General features: G+C 48.6%; 23 protein-coding genes. 9 read left to right on the top strand and 14 right to left on the bottom strand.

The window, feature by feature from the left end; all coding sequences use genetic code 11:
- The first annotated feature begins 45 nt into the window (after positions 1 to 45).
- Genes mobB through ACTTJF_RS03740 form a run of 5 tightly spaced genes read left to right on the top strand, consistent with a single transcriptional unit; the run spans position 46 to position 4546 of the window.
- Entirely contained in the window at positions 46 to 528 is a 483-nt protein-coding gene (gene mobB, locus ACTTJF_RS03760) for a molybdopterin-guanine dinucleotide biosynthesis protein B (protein WP_298085573.1), read from the top strand.
- Complete coding sequence (locus tag ACTTJF_RS03755) at positions 525 to 1379, top strand: class 1 fructose-bisphosphatase (protein ID WP_442550826.1); 855 nt, start codon at positions 525 to 527, stop codon at positions 1377 to 1379. Before mobB ends, ACTTJF_RS03755 begins: the two co-directional genes overlap by 4 nt.
- Entirely contained in the window at positions 1376 to 1594 is a 219-nt protein-coding gene (locus ACTTJF_RS03750; RefSeq protein ID WP_297967569.1) for a hypothetical protein, read from the top strand. Before ACTTJF_RS03755 ends, ACTTJF_RS03750 begins: the two co-directional genes overlap by 4 nt.
- Before the next feature lie 18 nt (positions 1595 to 1612).
- On the top strand, positions 1613 to 3532 hold the full coding sequence (gene metG / locus ACTTJF_RS03745; protein WP_442550825.1) for a methionine--tRNA ligase: 1920 nt from the start codon (positions 1613 to 1615) through the stop codon (positions 3530 to 3532).
- A 6-nt stretch (positions 3533 to 3538) separates the two neighbouring features.
- Positions 3539 to 4546: a ferrochelatase gene (locus tag ACTTJF_RS03740; protein WP_442550824.1), complete on the top strand. Its 1008-nt coding sequence runs from the start codon at positions 3539 to 3541 to the stop codon at positions 4544 to 4546.
- A gap of 429 nt (positions 4547 to 4975) precedes the next feature.
- Here the strand turns inward: ACTTJF_RS03740 and queC are convergent, their stop codons facing one another.
- Positions 4976 to 5647, bottom strand: a complete 672-nt coding sequence (gene queC / locus ACTTJF_RS03735) for a 7-cyano-7-deazaguanine synthase QueC (RefSeq protein ID WP_442550823.1) — start codon at positions 5645 to 5647, stop codon at positions 4976 to 4978.
- 414 nt (positions 5648 to 6061) lie between these two features.
- On the opposite strand from queC, the gene ybeY reads away from it, so the two are divergent.
- The 4 genes from ybeY (at position 6062) to ACTTJF_RS03715 (ending at position 9096) form a co-directional block, all read left to right on the top strand.
- Positions 6062 to 6478, top strand: a complete 417-nt coding sequence (gene ybeY, locus ACTTJF_RS03730; protein WP_442550822.1) for an rRNA maturation RNase YbeY — start codon at positions 6062 to 6064, stop codon at positions 6476 to 6478.
- A 357-nt stretch (positions 6479 to 6835) separates the two neighbouring features.
- Complete coding sequence (locus ACTTJF_RS03725) at positions 6836 to 7927, top strand: metallophosphoesterase (protein WP_442550821.1); 1092 nt, start codon at positions 6836 to 6838, stop codon at positions 7925 to 7927.
- Positions 7924 to 8724 carry a phosphatidylserine decarboxylase gene (locus ACTTJF_RS03720; RefSeq protein ID WP_442550820.1) on the top strand — a complete coding sequence of 267 codons (801 nt, stop codon included), beginning with the start codon at positions 7924 to 7926 and terminating at the stop codon, positions 8722 to 8724. Before ACTTJF_RS03725 ends, ACTTJF_RS03720 begins: the two co-directional genes overlap by 4 nt.
- Before the next feature lie 9 nt (positions 8725 to 8733).
- Positions 8734 to 9096 (top strand): hypothetical protein, encoded by a 363-nt coding sequence (locus ACTTJF_RS03715; protein WP_442550819.1) that lies wholly within the window; start codon positions 8734 to 8736, stop codon positions 9094 to 9096.
- Positions 9097 to 9479: 383 nt separating this feature from the next.
- Here the strand turns inward: ACTTJF_RS03715 and ACTTJF_RS03710 are convergent, their stop codons facing one another.
- The 13 genes from ACTTJF_RS03710 to folD all read right to left on the bottom strand — a co-directional run bounded on the left by ACTTJF_RS03710 (position 9480) and on the right by folD (position 19834).
- On the bottom strand, positions 9480 to 10217 hold the full coding sequence (locus ACTTJF_RS03710) for a DNA alkylation repair protein (RefSeq protein WP_442550818.1): 738 nt from the start codon (positions 10215 to 10217) through the stop codon (positions 9480 to 9482).
- 221 nt (positions 10218 to 10438) lie between these two features.
- On the bottom strand, positions 10439 to 11014 hold the full coding sequence (locus ACTTJF_RS03705) for a hypothetical protein (RefSeq protein ID WP_442550817.1): 576 nt from the start codon (positions 11012 to 11014) through the stop codon (positions 10439 to 10441).
- Positions 11004 to 11480: a tetratricopeptide repeat protein gene (locus ACTTJF_RS03700; protein ID WP_442550816.1), complete on the bottom strand. Its 477-nt coding sequence runs from the start codon at positions 11478 to 11480 to the stop codon at positions 11004 to 11006. Before ACTTJF_RS03700 ends, ACTTJF_RS03705 begins: the two co-directional genes overlap by 11 nt.
- Positions 11456 to 12424: a tetratricopeptide repeat protein gene (locus tag ACTTJF_RS03695; protein ID WP_442550815.1), complete on the bottom strand. Its 969-nt coding sequence runs from the start codon at positions 12422 to 12424 to the stop codon at positions 11456 to 11458. Before ACTTJF_RS03695 ends, ACTTJF_RS03700 begins: the two co-directional genes overlap by 25 nt.
- Positions 12425 to 12886: 462 nt before the next feature.
- The gene (gene ychF, locus ACTTJF_RS03690; protein WP_295140733.1) at positions 12887 to 13990 is read right to left on the bottom strand and encodes a redox-regulated ATPase YchF; all 1104 of its coding nucleotides are present in this window, start codon (positions 13988 to 13990) and stop codon (positions 12887 to 12889) included.
- The gene (locus tag ACTTJF_RS03685) at positions 13990 to 15441 is read right to left on the bottom strand and encodes a leucyl aminopeptidase (protein WP_442550814.1); all 1452 of its coding nucleotides are present in this window, start codon (positions 15439 to 15441) and stop codon (positions 13990 to 13992) included. The genes ychF and ACTTJF_RS03685 overlap by 1 nt, the downstream gene beginning before the upstream one ends.
- The gene (locus tag ACTTJF_RS03680; protein WP_314068155.1) at positions 15422 to 16024 is read right to left on the bottom strand and encodes a DedA family protein; all 603 of its coding nucleotides are present in this window, start codon (positions 16022 to 16024) and stop codon (positions 15422 to 15424) included. Before ACTTJF_RS03680 ends, ACTTJF_RS03685 begins: the two co-directional genes overlap by 20 nt.
- Before the next feature lies 1 nt (position 16025).
- Positions 16026 to 16574, bottom strand: coding sequence for an adenine phosphoribosyltransferase (gene apt / locus ACTTJF_RS03675; RefSeq protein ID WP_442550813.1), 549 nt, complete (start codon positions 16572 to 16574; stop codon positions 16026 to 16028).
- Between the two features lie 20 nt (positions 16575 to 16594).
- Positions 16595 to 16924 carry a hypothetical protein gene (locus tag ACTTJF_RS03670; RefSeq protein ID WP_297968927.1) on the bottom strand — a complete coding sequence of 110 codons (330 nt, stop codon included), beginning with the start codon at positions 16922 to 16924 and terminating at the stop codon, positions 16595 to 16597.
- Positions 16921 to 17361 (bottom strand): ribose 5-phosphate isomerase B, encoded by a 441-nt coding sequence (rpiB, locus tag ACTTJF_RS03665; protein ID WP_185898558.1) that lies wholly within the window; start codon positions 17359 to 17361, stop codon positions 16921 to 16923. The genes ACTTJF_RS03670 and rpiB overlap by 4 nt, the downstream gene beginning before the upstream one ends.
- A 110-nt stretch (positions 17362 to 17471) precedes the next feature.
- Positions 17472 to 18122: a site-2 protease family protein gene (locus tag ACTTJF_RS03660; protein WP_442550812.1), complete on the bottom strand. Its 651-nt coding sequence runs from the start codon at positions 18120 to 18122 to the stop codon at positions 17472 to 17474.
- Positions 18119 to 18985, bottom strand: coding sequence for a signal peptidase I (lepB, locus tag ACTTJF_RS03655; RefSeq protein WP_442550811.1), 867 nt, complete (start codon positions 18983 to 18985; stop codon positions 18119 to 18121). The genes ACTTJF_RS03660 and lepB overlap by 4 nt, the downstream gene beginning before the upstream one ends.
- Before the next feature lie 3 nt (positions 18986 to 18988).
- Positions 18989 to 19834: a bifunctional methylenetetrahydrofolate dehydrogenase/methenyltetrahydrofolate cyclohydrolase FolD gene (gene folD, locus ACTTJF_RS03650; RefSeq protein ID WP_442550810.1), complete on the bottom strand. Its 846-nt coding sequence runs from the start codon at positions 19832 to 19834 to the stop codon at positions 18989 to 18991.
- Positions 19835 to 19836 lie beyond the last annotated feature (2 nt).

Here is a 19836-nt window from a genome sequence, read left to right as displayed (position 1 = left end):
CTAAATTTGCTATAATCCGCGTAAATTTCAAAAATTCGGAGAAAAATGAAGAAAGCGGCGATGGCGTTTTCAGGGCCTTCAAATAGCGGCAAAACCACGCTTATTTTAAAGGTTGCTAAAAAATTTATCGATGACGGCTTAAAAGTCGTGATCATCAAGCACGACCCGGGCGACAAGGCGAGATTTGACGTCGAGGGCAAGGATAGCTATAAATTTAGCCAAATAGGCGCCGAGGTAGCGGTCATGAGCCCGACGCGCACGACTTTTTTCTCGCAAGAGAGCAAGAGCGTGGACGACGTCGTGGCGATGGCGGGCGAGTTTGATTTGCTATTAGTTGAGGGATTAAAAACCCTGCCGCTGCCGCGCATTAGCGTATTTAAGGATGAGATAAACGAGGATTATCTTAGCTTTTCAAACGCGATCGCAAGCTATAAAAAAGACTACGAGATCGATAAGCCAAACTTCGATCTAGACGATACGCAGGCTATCTGCGAGTGGATACTAAAAAATGCAAAGGTTTTAAAATGAACGAAATTTTCGAAACGATTAAAAAGATAGCCGTAAAAATCGGCGAGGAGATAAAGTACGCTGACTTAGGCTACACCGATCACGCCAACGCCACGGGCGACACGCAGCTAAAACTAGACGTGAGAAGCGACGAGATCATCACGGCCGAGTTTGCAAATTTAGCCTGCGTAAAAGCGCTCGTTAGCGAAGAAAAAGAGGATATGCTGGCGCTAAACGAGAATGCAAAATTTATCGTCGCCTACGATCCGCTAGACGGCTCTAGCCTAGTGGACGTAAATTTTTCCATCGGCTCGATTTTCGGCATTTACGAAAACGAGCTGACTCCGCAAAATCTAAAAGCCGCTGCCTACGTCGTTTACGGCCCGCGCCTCGAGCTCGTGCTTTGCGAGGGCGAGACGGCTCCCGCGCTTTACCGCCTGGGCAGGGACGGCGAGTTTAAATTTATCAAAAATCTAGCGCTCGCGCAAAAAGGCAAGCTAAACGCCACCGGCGCTACGCAAAAAGGCTGGAGCGAAACTCACGCTAAATTTATCCGCGAGCTGTTTTTGCAGGAATATCGCCTCAGATACTCGGGCGCCATGGTGAGCGACCTGCATCAAATTTTACTAAAAGGCGGCGGACTTTTTAGCTATCCTGCCACGACCGACGCGCCAAATGGCAAGCTAAGAGCGCTATTTGAGGTGCTGCCGTTTGCCTTCATCTACGAGCGCGCAGGCGGCGCTACTAGCGACGGATACTCGGCAACGCTTTTTGATATGAAAGTGGAAAAAATCCATCAAACCACGCCTTGCTTTTTTGGCTCCAAAGACGAGATAAATTTACTGCATAAATTTTACGGAAGCGCGAAATGAGCGAGCATGTCGTGGAGCATGACGTAGCTCAAAAGGACGAATTTGAGCTAGAGCTTGATCGCCAAAGAGAAATTTTACAAGCTTGCCAGCGCGAAAAAGGTCTAAACTCGTGCTTTGCCTGCGAGGCGATGTTTGAGTGCAAAACCCGCAAAAACTACGTAGACGCCGTATATAGCTCGATGTCTAAAGGCGACGGCGGCGGATTTGATTTTTAAATTTAAAAAGGAAAGATTATGAACACGACTTATATTACGACTCCGATTTATTACGTAAACGACGTGCCGCACATCGGACACGCATACACGACCGTGATCGCCGATACGGTAGCGAGATTTGCGAGGCTAAAGGGCGATGATACGTACTTTATGACCGGTACCGACGAGCACGGGCAAAAGATCGAACAAGCCGCCGCAAAAAAGGGCTACACGCCGCAAGCCTACGCCGATGAGATAAGCGCGAAATTTAGGGAGTTGTGGGATAAATTTGAGATCAGCTACGATCATTTTATCCGCACGACCGACGACTATCACAAGCTCACGGCGCAAAACGCATTTCTGAAAATGTATCAAAAAGGCGACATATATAAGGGCGAATACGAGGGGTACTACTGCGTTAGCTGCGAGAGCTTTTTTACGCAGACGCAGCTTTTGGAGGACGAGAGGTGTCCTGACTGCGGCAGACCGACGAATTTGGTGAAAGAGGAGAGCTATTTTTTCAAACTTTCAAAATACCAAGACGCGCTGCTAAAATGGTATGAGGAGAACGAGGACTGCATCGTGCCGCGCGGCAAGAAAAACGAGGTCGTTAGTTTCGTAAAAGGCGGCCTGCGCGACCTATCGATAACGCGCACGAGCTTTGAGTGGGGTATCAAACTGCCTGCGAGTCTAAACGAGCCAAGACACGTGATGTACGTCTGGTTGGATGCGCTCATAAACTATCTTAGCACGCTTGGTTACACGCGCGGCGATGACAAGATGAACTACTGGAAAGGCGCGACGCATATCGTAGGTAAGGATATTTTGCGCTTTCATGCGGTGTACTGGCCGGCGTTTTTGATGAGTCTTGATCTGCCGCTGCCTCGCTGCGTCGCAGCTCACGGCTGGTGGACGAGAGACGGCGAAAAGATGAGCAAAAGCAAGGGCAACGTCATCAACCCAAGCGAGGTCGCAGACGCGTACGGGCTAGAAAATTTCCGCTACTTTATGCTGCGCGAAGTGCCGTTTGGACAGGACGGAGACTTCTCGCAAAAAGCTATGATCGAGCGCATAAACTCCGAGCTTAGCAACGATCTGGGCAATCTTTTAAGCCGTATAGTCGGCATGAGCGAAAAATACTCGGACTTTGAGATAAAGGGCGAAAATTTACGCAAATTTTACGGCGAGGTTTTAGATAGCGGCAACGAATACCTGCAAAACGCTATCAAAAATTTAGAGAGTTTCGCCACGAACCGCTACCTCGAGGAGCTCTTTAAGGCGCTAACGCTCGCAAACGCGAGCATAGCTAAATTTGAACCGTGGAATCTAATGAAAAACGGCAAAAAAGACGAAGCAAATGCGCTCGTGTCGCTATGTGCGAACCTGCTAGCTCGCGTGGCCGTCCTGCTAAGCCCCGCGATGCCAAGAACCTGCGAAAAGATCGCGCAGACGCTAGGTTTTGAGATCTCGACGGCGACTTACGAAAAAATCATCCTAAACAATGAAATTTTGGACTTTAAAGCGCAAAAAACGCAGCCGCTTTTCCCGAAAATAGAAAAAGAGCTGATGGCGACCGCGGTGCCGAGCGTGAGCGAACCAGCTAAAACCGCCGCCGCGCCGCAAGAAAAATCGGACGCGAAAATAAAAATCGACGACTTTAAAAAATGCGTCATAAAAGTAGGCACCGTGCTTGAGTGCTCAAATATCGAAGGCAGCGAGAAGTTGCTTAAATTTAAGATCGATCTGGGCGAAGAGCAGCCGCGTCAAATTTTATCTGGTATTGCCAAATTTTACGCTCCTGAGGGTCTCGTCGGCAAGCAAGTCTGCGTGCTGGCAAACCTAAAGCCGGCTAAAATTTTCGGCCACATATCAGAGGGCATGATCCTTAGCGCCGAGGACGGATCGCTGTGCCTCATCGCGCCGATGGCTGCGGTCAAAAACGGATCAGAAATAGGCTAAAACGGCGTGAATATCGAAAACCTAAGGCGCCTCATCAACGGCGAAGCGCTAAATAAACCGAGCGTCAGCGCCGTAGAGGGCTTTGCGTTTGAGAGTAAAAACGTGCGCCAAGGCTACGCCTACATCGGGCTTGGCGCAGGCGCGGACGAGATAGCCGCAGCCGTCGCAAACGGCGCCTATGCCGTGCTCGTCGAGCAAAGATGCGAGGTTATCGACCCTGAAGTCGCTTTTATCAAGGTCGATAGCCTGAGCGCCGCGCTTATGCGGCTGATGCGCTTTGAGGCTAGCTACAAAAATCTCAAATTTTGCTCCGTTAATCCCGTGCAAAAGGCCCTGCTCGCGCGTATGAGCCTAGGCAAAAACGCTGACGGCAACGCAGCTAGCTTGCTGCCTGAGGATGCGACGCGACTTTTTATAAAAATAATGAAAGCGGGCGCGGGGGATCTGTTTTTCACAGACGATCTTAAAATTTTATCCAAGATCGCGCCGCTTTACGACACCGTCTTTAGCGACGTGGACGCGGTTTGCGCGCAGGGCGGCTCGCTGTTTGCCTCTAGCGTCGTTTGCGAGGGCGTTTACTATCCAAACTTAAATTTCCCTAAAGTTTTCACGCACTATCTTTGCGGACTTTTGAGGTATCTGATCCGTGCGGGCTTTTCTTTTAAGCTCGGCGACACGCGAAATTTGGGGCACTTTGAGCCTATTTTTATAAATAAAAATTTTCGCGTCGTGCCTTTTGGCGCGAGCTCTCAGGCTTTTATCGCCGAGTGCAACGACGAGCTTTTTGATATGGAGGCGGCGTTTTTGGGGCGAAATTTTAGCGGCGGCATCGAGATATGCGTGCCGGAGGATTTTGCGGGAAGCGCGGTTGCCACGATGAGATTTAAGGATCTTGCGGAGTTAAAAAATCTTTCAAATTTTCACTACGCGCTCGTTAAATGCCAAAAAGAGGATCTTGAAGCGATGTTAAATTTAGCCGCGCCCGAGCCTGATTTGTTCGGTGAAATTTTGTAATAATCTCAAATTTAGCGTGTATTTTTGCTTTCATCTGCTACAAATTTGATCTAATCTTTAAAAACCATTTGCTTTCTAGCCGCAAATTTGCCGATAAATTTAAAGGAAAAATGCGTAAATCAGTAGAGCTTGCCTTGCGAGTTTTTAAGTAAAGCGTCCAAATAGTGCTTCCCTACGAGACGTGCCGCGGTCGCTTTGCTTAGGCGGTTGGCGTAGCGGTGCAGATGCGAGAGAATTTAAAGTAGGCGTTTTGTTTTCCGTCCTTAAAGCGGATATTGCCAAAAACACCTTACGTCTAAAATCCGTAAAAATAGTAGCCGCGATCAAATTTGCAAAGAAAAACGGCGGTAGAGCGTTCGTAGCATTTTGGCAGATAAATTTTATTTTGCGCTAAATTTGTGGACGGGCTCACGCCGATTTTTAGAAATTTTACTTCAAATTTACGTATTTTATCCTATCTTTTTCGCCCGCAAGCTCAAATCCTCGCAGTCTTAGGCGGCAGCTGTCGCATTCGCCGCAGGCCTCGTCCTCGCGCTCGTAGCAGCTCCAGGTTAGCTCCAGCGGCGAGCCCGCTTCAATCGACTTTTGCACGATGTCAGCTTTGCTTAAATTTACTAGCGGAGTGACAATTCGCAGGCTAAAGTCCTTTGAAGTGCCGGCATTTACGGCACTTTCTATCTTGGCGATAAAATCCGCCGTGCAGTCGGGGTAGCCCGAGCCGTCCTCCTCAACGATGCCGATATATAGCGCCTGCGCGCCTTCTTTTTCGGCTAGCGCGGCGGCAATAGAGATAAAGATGCCGTTACGAAACGGCACGTAGGTGCTAGGAGTGTCGGGCTTGGCGCCGTCTTTACGGATGGCTAGGCTCTCGTCCGTTAGCGCGTTGCCGCCGATGCTTGCTATGAAACTAGCGTCTAAATTTACCTTTTTTAGCGCGCTGATGCGCTCACAGATCTGCTCAAACGCCAGCTTTTCGCGCTTCATCGTGCGCTGTCCGTAGTCAAAATGCAGCGCAATAATCTCGTAGCCTGCGCGTTTAGCTAGGACGGCGCACAGGGTGCTGTCCATGCCGCCGCTCATTATGCAAACCGCTTTTTTCACTTTTTCTCCTTTTTATAGTGCGTCGTCTTGCTTTGCTATGCTTTGTTGATTTTTAAATTTACTCAGTCACGCACAACGCGTGCGCTCCGTTCGTAAATTTCAAAATCGCCGCGCCTAGCTTTGCAATACTTCCGCTATTACTTTAAATTTATTAAAACGCTTCGGGTTTTACATTAAAATTTAGTATTCGTTATTGCTTTTAATTTTTTAAAAAACACTGGTCGCATAAATTTATCTGCGAAAGCATTGCCGCCGAAAATTGCTTTGAGCGAAGCGAAAAGAATAATTTTCGTGCTACATGTTCGGCACTCTGCTTGAGCGGATAAAATCATGCGACCAAACCGCTCATATCAGCAAATTTAACCCGAATTTTCGCTAAAATCATACTCAAATTTTACTAAAGGAAAGCCAAAAATGATACTTTGCGAGGACGATTATCCGAGGATTTTGGATCAAATTTGCGACTATTTGACCGCGGGCGAGGTGGAGCTTAGCTTCGTGGACGCCGAGGAGATGAAGGAGATAAACGTCCGTCAGCGCGGCATTTATGAGACTACGGACGTGCTGAGTTTCCCGCTTGAGATGCAGCTGCATGCGCCGCTTGGCTGTATCGTGATAAACACCGAGCTAGTCGCCGCCAAAGCTGCCGAGCTAGGGCACAGCGAGGATGACGAGACGGCGCTGCTTTTCACGCACGGGCTGCTTCACGTGCTAGGCTACGATCACGAAAATGACGCGGGCGAGATGAGGGCCAAAGAGTGCGAGGTGATCGAGAAATTTAACCTGCCAAAGAGCCTCATCGTCCGAACCGAGGATGCGAGCGAAGAATAGGCAAAATCTCGGTAGCTTCGTAAAGGCGCGGGTTATGTCGAGCGTAAAAATAAGCGCGGCGATAAAATTTGGATTATTTCATGCCTGCTAAAATGCGTTTTAAGCAGCCCGTAAAATCAAATTTGCATTTCGGCGTCGTAAATCAACGCGGCGTTAAGCGCTAAATTTGTTCAAACAAGCCATCAAATTTACCCTCCGTCCGCGCAGGCACTGTCGCACAAAAAGACGTTTCTCGCATACGCTTTGCCGCCGCATTTAAATTTCCTCAAATTTGCCGCGCGCAGTGGTTAGATATTTAATAATTTTGGCTAAATTTACGAAATGTTTTATGTTCTATCGCCTTTAATCATTATTTTTATGAATTACGTTTCTTACCGCGGGCTTTTTGCCGATGCCGCGCTCAGGCCGCTTGCCGCGCATAAAAGGGCGCTTGGGCTGTTTTTCCTGACGCTTGCCGTGGGCGGCGTTGCGCTTGCTTTTTCGCTGCGGTTTAACTTTTTGGGCCCTAGCCTTCGCATCGCCTGTTCGCTGATGCTGGCGCTGACGTTTATTATCTTTTCGTTCGTGCTTTTTACGAACATCCTCGCGCTCGCGGTTCGCCCCGTAACCAAGCGCGCGTTTAGCGAGAGTAGGCGTAAATTTTTGCGCCTTTACCTTGACGTCACGATACTTATTTTGGCGTTTAGCTACTTTTTTAGAGGCATCTTTAACGCCGTAAAATTACCCGAAGTAAAATCCCAAGATATCGAGCTAAAGGGGCTAAAGGGCGAGCTAAAAGTCGCGGTTTTAACGGATATCCATCTAGGCGATTTTTTAGGAGCGAACTTTGCGCGGGCGGTGACTAGACGCGTAAACGAGCTGGACGCCGACGCGGTCGCGATCGTGGGCGATATCGCAGACGTGAAGCCGCACCGTTTGGCCGAGTTTATCGCGCCATTTAACGAGCTAAAGAGCAAATACGGCACCTTTTACGTGCCCGGCAACCACGAGTACTATAGCGGCATCGACGGCACGTTAAAAGTTATCCGCGAGACGACGAATTTTAAAATTTTAGGCAACGAAAACGCGCGAGTGGGCGGGGTAAATTTAGCCGGCGTTTATGATATCATCGGTTTAAGATTTAAAGCATACGAGCCAGATTTAGTCGCGGCCCTGGACGGTCGCGACGTAAATTTGCCCACCGTTTTGCTAGCTCATCAGCCTAAATTTTTAAAATACATGGACGAAAGCGCGCCCGTGGATCTAGTGGTGAGCGGACACACGCACGGCGGACAGATTTTTCCGTTTTCGCTACTAGTAAGGCTTGATCAAAAATACGTCGCCGGGCTATACCGTGCGAATGAAAATACGCAAATTTACGTTAGCCGCGGCACCGGGTTTTGGGGGCCGCCGGTGCGCGTGATGGCGCCTAGCGAGATTTCGTTATTAAGACTAAAAGGAGTTGTATGAGGGGACTTATCTCTAGGATATTCGGGTTTGTTGCGGCGGTTAAATTTCCGAGATTTTTGCAAACATTTATCAATGAAAAATACGTAAGCGGCTTTAAAATCGACATGAGCGAGTTTAAAGAGTCAAAGGAGTACGAGAGCCTCACGGCGCTTTTTACCCGCGAGCTACAGCGTCCGCGAAATTTCGACGTTTCGCCGCAGGCTTTCATCAGTCCTAGCGACGGCACGTGCCTAGAGTGCGGAGTTAGCAAGGAGCTAAAGGCGATTAGCGTCAAGGGCCACGAGTACGGTATAGCAGAGCTTCTGGGCGATAGTATGGATCGCAGCGAGCGAGACGCTGAGCTAGAGTACGTAAACATCTACCTGAGCCCGCGCGACTATCACCGCTACCACGCGCCTTGCGATATGAGGATATTATCTGCGCTATACGTGCCGGGCGAGCTATACAGCGTGGCCGTTAGCGCGCTGCTAAAGGTACCAAATCTTTACGCCAAAAATGAGCGCGTGGTGCTAAAATGCGAGCTTGCAAGCGGCAAAAAGATGTGGCTGGTCTTCGTCGGCGCGCTAAATGTGGGCAAGATGAAGTTTGGCTTTGACGCGCGCATACAGACAAACGCCTGCGCCGGTAACGTCGCGCTCTACGAATACGAAAATTTAAGCGCGAAAAAGGGCGAGCAGCTGGGGATGTTTGAGCTGGGTTCGACGATCCTCATACTTAGCGAGCAGGGTGCGGTCAAATTTGATCTAGTAGCCGAGCAAAAGCTAAAATACGGCGACAAAATAGGAACTATCAACTAAGGAGGCGCAATGGGAACGCAGCTAGTCGAACAAAACGAACTAAAAGAGACGCTAGAGCTAAAAGAGCGCATCGAAAACGACACGGTGGTCGAGCTCTGGGAAAACAGCGAGGACTACGAGCGCCTAGCCAACGCGACGCGAAAGACCATGCGCTACATCAACGACGAGCAGATAAAGAGCTTTGCCGATGCGCTAAATCAAACGAACGAAAAGATCTTAAATTTGACATTCGAGGGCGTAAAAAAGCATCACGAAAAGAAGTTTGAGCAGATCAGAAAAAAGCAAAAACTCTACGTCGCTTCGGCCTTTGTGGGCGGCGTTTTGGTCGGCACTCTTTGCGTCTGGGCGGCGTTTAGGATCTTTGCGGGGTAGATTTTTTACTTGGCCGCTTGGTGCGCCTGCGCCGAGAGTTTTATTTTGCGCGGTTTTTTGGCAAATTTGACTTTTAAACCGTGCGACTGCTTGCGACTTGGGCGTGAGGGTTTAAATTTGACGCTTTGATTTTTGGATTTGCTTGGGTGTTTGGTTTTAAATTTGAGCATGTAGGCTTTTAAAATTTGCGTGTAGTTGCGGGTTTGGAGTTAAATTTGATTTCGAGCTGCGGTTGTAAATTTGATCTTATATTTTGGCGCACCGACCATTAAACTTGCATCTACTTTTCACGTATCGTCTGTCGAGCGCGTTTGATTCTTGAATTTTATAAAAACTTAAAGCTCAAATTTAACCGCCCGCTAGCTTGCGTATCTGCGCCAAGACTAAATTTTTATCTTTCTCGTCGCATGACGGATGATTTGCTGCGTGTTTTTGTTTTGCGAGCTTTGCCAGCGCACGAGCAGCTCCTTTGCGGCGGCGAAATTTACCTTTAGATAGTCGGCGACGTTGTTTGCGACCGAGCGCTGCACGAAGCGCACCTCGTCCTCTTTAAGGATCTCTAGCACCGCAAAAACCGGGTGCGGATCGTTGATAAAAAGCTCTAGTTTGCTAGCCCACGGCAGCTTTGGTCGCAGGCCCTCGGATGCTAGCCTACGCAGGTGGAAATTTGACGAGCGCGCCCACTGCGTCATGGTTTTTAGCGAGTCTTGCGGATATTTTTTGATAAAGGCGCGCACCGCGTACTCGCCAGTGCCGCGCTTTGTGATTTCCTGGAGCGCGCCCATTGAGGTTTCAAAGTCGTCTAGGCCGTAAATTTCGATGTATTTTGCCAGCGGCAAAGTCCAGTAAAAGTGCTTAAACATGCCCGTTTCGTTCGGATTTTCCTCGCCCAAAATAGCAACCAAAATCTCCGCCGCGCGCTTAAAATCCGGCGGCAAAAGTTCATTTAGAGCGTTTGCGTGCGCCAAAATCCTTTGCGAATAACCGAGATTGGGCGTACTCTCCGCGATTTGCCCGCAGTAGCTCTGCGCGTCAAATTTAGGATAAACCGCCTTTATCTTTTGCGATAAAATTTGCGCTAAATTTTCTCCGAAATACACAGCCAGTCCGCCGTTTTCCATATTTTTCCTTTGGGTGGTTTTGCCTAGCGTTTAAGTAGGCGCGAAGCGTAAATTTGCCGCCTAAAACCAAACGGCGTTAAATTTGAAGCCGTTACGCTCTTCAAATTTGGCCGCCCGCGCAAGCAAAGCGTCAAATTTGGCACGATTTTTTGGGTCAAATTTGAAGCCCGCAAAGAGGGCGCTAAATTTAGCGGCGGCTAAAATAACGCCCGAAAGTAAATTTATTTACACTCGACCTGCGGCATCTGCGCTAAAAATATCGGCATTTTTTGCTTGATTAGCGTGTGAAATTTGCTTCTATCCGCGATATTTAGAAACTTTAGCGCGTAGTGCGTGACTCTAAGCCCGCAGTTAAGGCTCTTGACGTGGATTAGATTTATCTCGTAGTTGTCAAAATCGGGGTTGCCCGCGATCGGATAGTAGATCGTGTAAGCTTGATACTCTTTATCGTTTATAGACTTGAAATCATACTCCGCTTTGCCGAACTGTCCGCTTTTTAGCGCGGTCATAAAGGTCCTTTGGTACTCGTTGATATCGGCGTTTTCATCGACGGTGACGCTCACTAGCTTGCTCCATTTAAAGCCGACTTTTTCATTGGGTAGATAAAATTCTGCCGTTCTTGCGTTTTTTTGCTTTAAGACGAATTTTTCGCCGTCTATGGCTACCTCGTTTGGTAGATTTACGCTATCTAGCGCGCTTTTTGGCAGCTCTATTTGCGTGGTTCTAGGCTGGGTGCAGCCGCCTAAAAATAAACAAACGGCCGCAACGGCGGCAAGCGAAACTTTTTTAAAACTCATGTTTTTCTCCTTTATTAGTTGATTTTTTAAACTCCATGCACTTTTTGCTTAGCCCCGCCTCGCACTCTTTTTCGTGCAGCTTGTGCGCCTTTTGGCGTAGCGCGGCAGCTTGCTTTTTATCACTGCTCTCAAGACGGCGCGCTAGATTTAGACACCCGCGGGCGTCGCCGGCTTCGCAAGCCTCGCGAAAAAGGCTATCAGTCTCGTTTTCGTCCGCTTTTATCGCTTCGCCTACGCCTCTTTCGTAGATCGCGCCCAGGTTTGTGCAGGCCGGTTTTAGCCCGTTGTAGCAGGCGATCCCGTAAAAGTTAAAGGCTTTTGCTATATCTTGCGGCGCGTCCGCACCCTCAAAATACGCGTCCGCTAGGCTCTCGCAAGCATCCAGCCGCCAAAGCAGGCAGGCCTTTTCAAAAAGCTCCAGCGCGCGCGGAACGTCCTTTTTTACGCCGCGTCCCCGAGATAGCATCTCGCCAAGCTCGGCGCAAGAAGCTCCAAATCCGCCTTCGCAGGCTTTCTCGTGAAATTTGACCGCCTGCTTGCTATCTTGCCGCGCGCTCCGCCGAGCCCCTTTGCGTAGAGCTCTTCTAGCGCCGCGCAGCCGTTTGCTACGCCCCTGTCGCACGACTCTTTGCCTAGTTTGTAGGCCGCCTCAAACTGCCCGCTTTGATACTGCGCCCAGCCGCCCTGTAGCTCGTCCAGACGCTGGCTACCCTCGCATTTATAGGCATTTGCGGCGCAGGCCTTGTCGTAGTAGGATCTAGCGGCCTTGATATCCTGCGCAAAACCCGCCTCGCCGTCTTCGTAAAGCCTGCCCAAAGCCTCGCATGCTTCGTAAATTTTGCCATCGCACGCAAGCGAGTAAAATTTGAGCGCGTTTTTCGAGTTTTTCGCGGCTTCGTCGTTTGCGCCCGTCCAGCCGTCCGCGTACATGCCGCCTAGATAGTAGCAAACCGCGACGTATCCACGCTCGCAGGCTTTTACATAGAGGTCTAGCGCTTTGCTTTCATCCGGTGCGACGCCGCTGCCCGCTTCGTAAATTTGAGCTAGATTATAGCAGCTTAAACCAAATCCTTTTTCGCAGGCTTGCTCAAAAATCCCGGCGGCTTTGGCTTGTTCGCCGCTATTTTGGTGTAGCGAGGCTAGGCTGTCGCAGCCTCTTAGCTCGCCCGCGTCGCAAGCTTTTTGGTAAAATTTGCTAGCCTTTGCGTCATCTTGTTCTACGCCTTTGCCGCTTTGGTATAAAAACCCAAGCCTTACGCAGCCGCGTGCCTCGCCCGTTTCGCACGCTTTTTGCCAAAATTTTGCCGCCGTTTGTTCATCGCCCGTGTCGTAGGCGGTTTGAGCTTCGTCCGTCAAATTTGCGATAGCGAAATTTAGAGCAACAAGTATTAGTAAGAGCTGTTTTATCATCGCGCTCCTTTGTTAAATTTTACTAACTTTATTTTTCTCAAATTTAACCTATTTTGCTTCTTTGTAGAGTTTGCATACTGCTGTCGATAGGTCGTAACATCTGGACGCACTGCCTAAATAGTGCGACGATGCGCTAAAACTACGCAATCCTGGTGTCCTTGAATATTATTTGTGTATGGGGAAAAATTGATATAGTTACGCAAACGGCTATGATCTTTTTCAAATTTTTCCTTAAATTTAGCGCGAGTCAAATTTGAGCTAGAAAGCCCGCGCCGAGCTAAATTTAACCGCATCTTTAAAGACTAAAATTTTATGGCGCGGTTACTAGAGTAGCCAAAACGCCGACGCAAAAATTTATCTTGCCCGCGCTTAGACTCGTAAGCCGCGCGTCAATAAAGAAAAGGCGGTCAAATTTAGCCAAGAACCGCTCGGCTAGCAAAGCCAAATTTGACCGATTTGCGCTTAAACGTTAAATCTAAAATGCATCACGTCGCCGTCTTGAACGACGTAGTCCTTGCCCTCTAGGCGCATTTTCCCCGCCTCTTTGGCCGGGTTTTCGCCGCCGCACGCGATGTAGTCCTCGTAGCCGATGACTTCGGCTCTGATGAAGCCTCTCTCGAAGTCGTTGTGGATGACGCTGGCGGCTTTTGGCGCTTTCCAGCCTTTTACGATCGTCCATGCGCGCACCTCGACGACGCCAGCGGTAAAATAGCTGATCAAATTTAGCTTCGCAAACGCTGTTTTGATGATCTTTTCCAGGCCGCTTTCGTTCGTGCCTAGCGAGCTTAAAAACTCGTGAGCCTCTTCGTCGCTAAGGCCTACTAGCTCCTCTTCGATCTTAGCGCAGAGCTTGATAACCTCGTGTCCCGAGCGTGCGGCAAATTCGCGAAGCGCCTGCACGTATTTGTTATCCTCCGAGATACCGTCCTCGCCCACATTTGCGCCGTAGACGACCTCTTTTGCGCTGAGTAGCCTTAGCTCTTTGTTTAAATTTATAAATGCGTCGTCGTCCTTGCCGCCGAAGCTGCTCGCGCTTTTGCCGTCGTTTAGGTGAGCTAGCAGCGCGTTTGCCGTCTCTAGCGCCTCTTTCGCGCCTTTTGCGTTCGCTTTGGCTTCGCGGGTTAGGCGCTCGATTTTTTTATTTAGCTGCTCGATGTCGGCCAGGATGAGCTCGGTCTCGATGATCTCGACGTCCCTGACGGGATCGACGCCGCCCTCTACGTGCGTGATGTTTTCGTCCTCAAAGCAGCGCACGATGTGCAGTATCACCTCGGTTTCGCGGATGTTTGAGAGAAATTTATTTCCCAGACCCTCGCCAGCGCTTGCGCCCTTTACTAGTCCTGCGATATCGACAAATTCGATCGTGGAGTATTGGATTTTGTTTGGATTTACGATTTTGGCTAGCTCGCCTAGGCGCTTGTCGGGCACCGGCACGACGGCTTTATTGGGCTCGATCGTGCAGAACGGATAGTTCGCGCTTTCGGCGTTTTGCGCTTTGGTTAGCGCGTTAAATGTGGTTGATTTGCCGACGTTTGGCAAACCTACGATACCTACTGCTAGTCCCATTACAGCTCCTTTGCCATAGCGCGTAGATAATAAAGATTCATTCGCACGCCCGCTCCCGTCGCGCCCGCCTGGTTATATCCCCAAGCTTTTTCGGTGTATGCGGGGCCTGCGATATCTTGGTGTATCCACTTGTCTTTAAATTCGTCTTTTATAAATTTATCTAGGAAAATGCCCGCCGTGATCGCGCCGCCGTAGCGACTAGACGCCGTGTTGCTGACGTCTGCGATCTGGCTTTTTATTAGCTCGCGTAGGTGCGGGTTAAACTCTAAAATCGTATTTAGCTCGCCGCTTTTTGCCGCTTTTGCTTTAAATTCCGCTTTTAGCTCCTCGTTGTTGCCCATTATACCGCTCGTGTATTCGCCAAGTCCGACCACGCAAGCGCCCGTTAGCGTCGCCATGTCGATGAGGATATCGGGCTTAAAATCCTGCGCGTAGCTAAGGCAGTCTGCGAGTACCAAACGGCCCTCTGCGTCGGTATTTCGCACCTCGATACTAACGCCGCTGCGAGAGATCAGCACGTCGTCGGGTTTATAGGCGTTGCCGCCGATCATATTTTCGGTCGCGCCTAAAATAGCGTGAATTTCAAACGGCAAATTTAGCTCCGCCGCACCTTTAATTATACCCATCGCCGCAGCTGCGCCGCTTTTGTCGGCTTTCATAGTTAGCATATAATCAGCCGGCTTTAAGCTAAGTCCGCCGCTATCGTAGGTTAGCCCCTTGCCGACGAAGATTATACGCCTTTTTGCGCCTTTTGGCTTATAGATAAGATGGATGAGGCGAGGCGGATGGACGCTGGCTTTGTTTACGGCTAAAAACGCGTTCATCTTTTCTTTTTCGAGGAATTTTTCATCGTAAATTTTGCAGCTTAAATTTAGATAGTTTTTAGCTAGATTTTGAGCCTCTTCCGCCATTTTTTGCGGGGTGTAAATTTCAGGTATCTCGTTTACGATATCTTTGGTGAAATTTGTCGCAGAGGCGATTATCTCGCCGTGGGCAAAGCCGTCTTGCGCGTCGTTTTCGCGGACGATCTCGCCGCTAAATTCCTCGCTGCTAAAAATAATATCTTTTAGCGCGTATTTTTCTTTTTTTTCTTTGTATTTGTTAAATTCATATGCGCCTAGCAAAAAGCCCTCGGTTAGAGCCTGAAAGCTCATTTTTTGGCAGCCTGCGACGTATGAGGCTAGTTTTAGGCTTTTGACGTTTAGCGATTTTACGGCGTTATAGGCTTTTGCCGCAGCTATGCGAAGCTCGTCGTAGCCAAGCTTATTTAGCGGGACGTAAACCCTGCCGCTTTCTAGCAAAAGCAAGATACTCTCACCCTTGTAATTGGCGAATTTAAACGCCTTTTCGTCTTTTATAAATTTATGTTTTAGGTTTTTATCTACGACGAAAATCAGCTCCAAATCGGCCTTGATTTCGTTTAGTTTTTTATTAGTGAGTTGAAACCGCACTTCTGTGTCTCCTATCGTTTAAAATTTTATTTTCTATGCGCCTAAAGCCGTAGAGCAATATGCCTAAAAATAGCGCCACTACCGGCACGGCGACGTACCAGTGCTCTTTTGCTTTGTGCAGGATATCAAGTATGTGCTCGCCTAAAATCCACGCAGGAATTACCGTGATCGCAGCCCAGCACCACGCGCTTATGAGGTTTATGAAGGCGTATTTTTTTGCGCTATAGCCCGTTAGACCGATACACATCGGGATGATGACGCGAAAGCCGTACATATAGCGCTGGATAAAGATGATCGGCCAGCCGTATTTTTTCAGCATTATGTGCGCGATGGCGAATTTACGGCGCTGCGTGTGAAGTTTTTTAGCGATATATTTTTTGTTATAGCGGCCTAGATAAAAGTAAATTTGATCACCGACGAAGCCGCCAAGACCCGCGATAAAGATGGCCGGCACGATATGCATGTGCGTCGTGTGAGCGAGGATGCCTGCCATTATGAGCGCCATTTCGCCTTCCATTATGCACCATAAAAAAAGTATTATGTAGCCGTATTCGGTGAGTAGTTTTATGAAAAATTCTTCCATCTCAGATCTCTAACATGCTGTAAATTTTAGTTAGCGGGCGTAAATTTGCGCTACCGCCGAGCTCCTTTAAGTCGATCAAAAAGCAGGCCTCTACGCAAACGGCGTTGGTTTGATTGATTAGCTCTACGCTTGCTTTTGCGGTTCCGCCCGTAGCGATTAGATCATCGATCAAAAGCACTTTTGCACCCGCTTTTTCACCGAATGCATCGACGTGAATTTGCACTTCGTCCACGCCGTATTCTAGGCTGTATTTTTGCGAGATCGTGATGTAGGGCAGTTTTTTTGGCTTTCTAATCGGTACGAAAGGCAGCCTCAGTCTAGCCGCCAAAGCCGCTGCGAATATAAATCCGCGCGACTCGATGCCTGCGATGAAATCGATATCGGCACCCTCGTATCTGGCAACTAGATGATCCATTAAAAAATTAAACGCCTCTTTGTTGTTTAGCAGCGTCGTGATGTCGCGAAATACTATGCCCGGTTTTGGAAAATCGTTTATGCAGCGGATGGAATTTAATAAAAATTCTTTCCCCGCTTTGTCTAGTTCTTTCATTTTTTGCCTTTAAATTTGATTTATAGTAGCGCTTCGATTTTGCCCTCTAGCTCGCGGATGCGCTGGCGGAGTTTGTCGTTTTCCAGGCGGTACTGCGAGTTTCTGGTGCGAAGGGCGTTGGCGTCGTTTTTTACCTTGTTTAGTTCGTCGGTGAGTATGTCGATGTTGCCAAGGCCGCGCTGGAGCTGGATTTGTAACTTGCGAATTACGACTTCGGTATCTTGGAGATTATTTTTCATAAAATCGCGCGTCGTACGCTCTTTTTTAAGCAAGGTCTTAAAGTAAAACACCATAACGGTGAGATAGATACAAATGCATATCAAAACAGTAAGTACGAGCCAATCGGTCATTTCTCGCCTCCTAGCTTTTTCACGCGCCTTTCGTGTCTACCGCCGGCAAATTCGGTAGCGAAAAAGGCTTTTATCATATCTGCCGCGACCGCGTCGCCGATCGTTCTAGCGCCCATGGCTAGCACGTTTGCGTCGTTATGCTCGCGCGCTAGTTTTGCCGTGGTGACGTCGTGACAAAGCGCGCATCGAACGTGCGCATGGCGGTTGGCCGCGATACTGATGCCGATACCCGTGCCGCAGATTAGCACGCCGTATTCGTTTTCGTGCTGCAAATTTTGCGCTAGAAGTTCGGCAAAATCGGGATAATCTACGCTATCTTTGCTATGCGTTCCAAGGTCGCATACGCTAAAACCTTCGCTTTTTAAAAGCTCGCAAATTTGCGCCTTAAAATCAAAGCCCGCGTGGTCGCTCGCGATAAAAATTTTGTCTATTTTCATGAAATTTCCATAAGCTAAAAAATACTTAATTATAGCAAAAAAGCATTAAAGTAAAATTTCGCCGCGAGCCTTTAGGAGCGAAATTTAGGCTAAATTTTAAAATTTGCCGTTTATAAAAACATCCTCATGATCGTGGCGGCATATCGTATCGGCTCGAAAAAATAATCTTTTAGCGGCGAGATCACGATGATAACTAGCGCGATAAAGCCGTATCTCTGCATGCTGTTTAGCCAGTTTGCAGCGCCGTGAAGCCCGAAAATGCGTAAAAGATACTCAAGCGCTTTCGAGCCGTCAAGAGGCGGGATAGGGTAGAGGTTAAAGAGGGCTAGGACTAAATTTACGGCTGCGAGCATGAAAACAAACTCCGCTACCGAGCTATCAAAAAGCCCAAAACCGATCAATTTAAATGCGCAAAACGCTAGCGCAAAAAGAGCTAGGTTGTATGCGATGCCAGCAAGCGCGACGACTATAGCTGCCTTGTAGCCGCCGTTATAGAGCACGGTGCGTAAATTTATAGGTACGGGTTTAGCCCAGCCAAACGTCACTCCGGTGCTAAGATACATGAGTGCGGGTACGACGATAGTGCCTAGCGGATCGACGTGTTTTATGGGATTTATGCTGAGCCGCCCCAAATTTTTGGCGGTCAAGTCGCCGTATCTGTATGCCGCATATCCGTGTGCGATCTCGTGCCCGACGACGGAGACAACGAGCACTGCGACTAGGATCGCTACCTGAGCGAAGTCGATACTGTCAAGGTTCATTCGATCTTGTTTCCGTCGTTTTTAGCTTCTGCTCTGGCGGCGTCTAGTAGCTCGGGCGAGTTTTGTATAAAGTCCACGCTCTTGCCGACTCTGTTCCATCTGATTTTGTATTCGTCATCCCAGCTAAAATATACAAACCAAGGCTTGCCGACGATATTTTTGTATGCCACGGGGCCCCAAAATCGGCTGTCGTTTGAGTGGTCGCGGTTGTCGCCGATCATGAAAAACTCGCCTTCGGGAACCTGAAAATAAAATGCGTTAAACGGATAGTTGCCTACGCTGGGTAGCTCGTTTACGATAACCGGTTGCATGGCAAATTTGCTCGAGTTTAGGTAGTTTACGGCTAGTTCAAATAAATTTACCTTCTCGTCGTAGTGGATGCCGCCGAATTTATATGGCTCGCGTACGAAAAGCTTACCGCCGAATTTTACTATATCTTTTTCGTCGAAATTTGCCTTTATAAACTCCTCGCCCTCGTGCGGGTGCAAAAATAGCGCTTTTTCCGTAAATATCACTTCATCGCTACCGACTGCGAAATTTCGCTTGACGTAGTGGATCTTTTCATCGTGCGGATAGCGAAAAACCACGATATCGCCACGCTCGGGCTTTGCTCCCTCGATGAGATGACCGTTACCGTTAAAATCGGGCAAAATCTTGACCTCGATCCACGGAATGCGCGGGGTTGAGATACCGTAGCTAAATTTTTTAACAAAAAGATGATCGCCGACTAAAAGCGTGTCCTTCATCGAACCAGACGGTATCACGAAGGCCTGCGCGACAAAGAAAATCACGAGCAGGACGATGACGACCGTGCCCGTCCAGCTGTTTGAAAAATCTAAAAATTTATTAAACGCTTTTTTCAAAATTTATGCCTTTTTCGCGCGGTTTTTGGCTGATTTTATGGTGTTTGACAGTAGCATCGCGATAGTCATCGGACCTACGCCACCCGGAACCGGAGTTATAAACGAGCATTTTGGAGCTACTTCGTCAAATTTGACGTCGCCCTTTAGCTTGCCGTCGTCCATACGGTTTATGCCTACGTCGATTACTACCGCACCCTCTTTTACCATATCGGCCGTCACGAAATCGGCTCTACCGATAGCGGCTACTAGGATGTCGGCCTCCGCGCAAATTTCTTTTAAATTTCGCGTTTTGCTATGCGTCACGGTTACGGTCGCGTTGGCGTTTAGCAGTAGATTTGCCATCGGTTTGCCCACGATGTTGCTGCGTCCGATCACGACGGCGTTTTTGCCCTCTAAATTTATATCGTATGCTTTAAAAATTTCCATTATGCCTAGCGGCGTGCACGGTACAAATCCGTCAAGTCCACTAGTTAGCTTGCCGACGTTTATCGCGGCAAAGCCGTCCACGTCTTTTGCGGGGTTAATGGTTTCTAAAATTTTATTCGTATCTATATGCTTTGGTAGCGGTAGCTGAACCAGGATGCCGTCGATACCGTCGTCTAAATTTAACACGTCTATTAGCGCGATTAGTTCGCTTTGCGTTGTGGATTCGCTCAGGCGGTGCATAACGCTTTTTATCTCACATGCTATGCAGGCTTTTTCTTTTGCCGCGACGTAGGTTTGGCTGGCTTTATCCTCGCCGACCAGTATCACGGCAAGCGCCGGCTCTATGCCTTGATTTTTCAAATTTAGCGCCTCGTTTTTTACTCTTTCTTTCACCTGTGCGCTTACGTTTTTGCCGTCTAATATCG

This window comes from Campylobacter sp., assembly GCF_052170435.1.
Lineage (GTDB): Bacteria > Campylobacterota > Campylobacteria > Campylobacterales > Campylobacteraceae > Campylobacter_A.
The sequence above is the reverse complement of the archived record's forward strand: the minus strand, read 5'-3'. Positions and strand labels throughout refer to the sequence as shown.